This is a genomic window from Streptomyces anatolicus, from assembly GCF_019400875.1.
Lineage (GTDB): Bacteria > Actinomycetota > Actinomycetes > Streptomycetales > Streptomycetaceae > Streptomyces > Streptomyces anatolicus.
On record NZ_WMBF01000785.1, the window covers coordinates 1 to 1,715 of the forward strand.

The following is a 1,715-nucleotide window of genomic DNA, read 5'->3' on the forward strand; positions in this document are numbered from 1 at the left end:
GTGCAGGGTGCGGGAGACCTGCCAGGAGAGCAGGTGCTCGACCTCCACGTACCGGTCACCGGCCTCCTCCCACTTGCGGCCCACGGCGTGCAGCGTCGGCACCATGATTTCCTGCCACGCGGCGACAAGCCCATGCCGCGCCACTGCGTCGGCCAGCAGGTCCTGCACGGCGGGCGCGTCGAGACGTACGGCAGCGCGGGACAGGCCTCTGCGCTGCCTCACGAGGGGTCCTGGCCCGGCCCCGGGCGCAGGGCCGGACCCTGAGCCGGACCCAGCTCCCGCGCCGCTCCCCGCCCGAGCTTCAGAGCCGCGTGTGAGTGCCGTGCGGGCCGCGTCGGACGGGGGGACTCCCAGTGAGGTGAGGCGGCCCATCTCCTCGACGACGGCGATGTCCCGCTCCGACCAGCGGCGGTGGCGGCCCGGCTCGCGGCGGGTGGGCCCGAGACCGTATCTGCGGTCCCAGGTGCGCAGCGTCGTCGGTGACACTCCCAGCCGCCTCGCCAGCGCGCCGGTCGTGACCGGGACGCCAGCGGTGCCGTCGGTCGTGACCGGGACACCCGCCGCGCCGTCGCCCTGCGGACGCTCCCGCGCCTCGCCCGCGCCTCCCCCAGGCTCGCTCATGCGCTCACGATACGACGCACAACCGATGCGGGTTGCCGGGTCTGCGGAGCCGCTCCCAAGATGACCCAGCCGCGGCCGGAACCGCGGCCCGCCTGGCCGGTTTTGGACGGGCGCGTGACAGTTGCCGATCGGATCGGTTCGAGGAGCTGACGAGACGTCGATGAGCGCAGCGGTGCCAGAGCCCGCACGGGGCCCTGTGAACGTGCCGGGCGGAGTCGGAGTGGGGGACAGGAGCGCCGCGTTGGCGGCGGGTCTGGCCTGCGGGGACGAGGCGTGCCTCGCCGCGGCGTACCGGCGGTGGGGGCCCGGCGTGCAGGCCCTGGCCCGGCGTGCGCTCGGTGACAGCCGTGAGGCGGAGGACGTGGCGCAGCAGGTGTTTCTCGCCGCGTGGCGCGGCCGGGCCGGGTACCGTCCCGAACTCGGCAGTCCCGTGGCCTGGTTGACCGGTATCACCCGGCGGAAGATCGCGGACGCGCTGGCGGCGCGGACCCGCAGGGCGGCCCTGGTCGAAGGCGCGGGGGCCCGGTGCGCCGTGGACCGCTCCTGTCACGACGAGGTGGACGCGGTGGTCGACCGGGTGCTGGTGGTACGGGAGTTGGCGAGGCTTCCGGTGCCGCAGCGGACGGTACTGTGCCTGACGTTCTACGGGGACCTCACCCAGCCGCAGATCGCCGAGCGCACCGGGTGGCCGCTGGGCACGGTGAAGAGCCATGCGCGGCGCGGTATGCGTCAGCTGCGTCTACGTCTGCTCCTGCGGGACGCGCCGTATGACGCGTGAGAGAAAATCTTCGGCCGGGTGCATCCGCGTGCCCCCTGGCGGCGGAAGTGAAGGGAAACCCTCAGTGGCCGTCCCCGTCGTCGGCCGCCGGGCTCGCCCGGACCCCGCTTCCTGTGCGCCTCAGCGGAGTCGGCGCCGCTGAGGGCGCCGCCGTCGACCCCCGGACGGTGGCCGAGGGCCGTGGGTGGTGCCGGGCGTCGCGCGGCGAGCCGCGCCACCCACGGCCTCGACTCAGGCCGGGCGACAAGCGTGAGCCCCGGCTGCCCCGCCAGCCCTACCGGTCCCACTAGTCCTGCCGGTCCCGCCGGTCCGCCAG

Annotated in this window: 2 protein-coding genes; one reads left to right on the forward strand and one right to left on the reverse strand. The window is 74.9% G+C overall.

Features of this window, described 5'->3' with window-relative positions:
- The coding region (locus tag GKQ77_RS32435) for a MerR family transcriptional regulator (protein ID WP_219692729.1) at positions 1-621 on the reverse strand (621 nt) is incomplete at its 3' end.
- A 160-nt stretch (positions 622-781) separates the two neighbouring features.
- Here GKQ77_RS32435 and GKQ77_RS32440 point away from each other — a divergent pair.
- Entirely contained in the window at positions 782-1,399 is a 618-nt protein-coding gene (locus GKQ77_RS32440; protein ID WP_219692731.1) for an RNA polymerase sigma factor, read from the forward strand.
- Positions 1,400-1,715 lie beyond the last annotated feature (316 nt).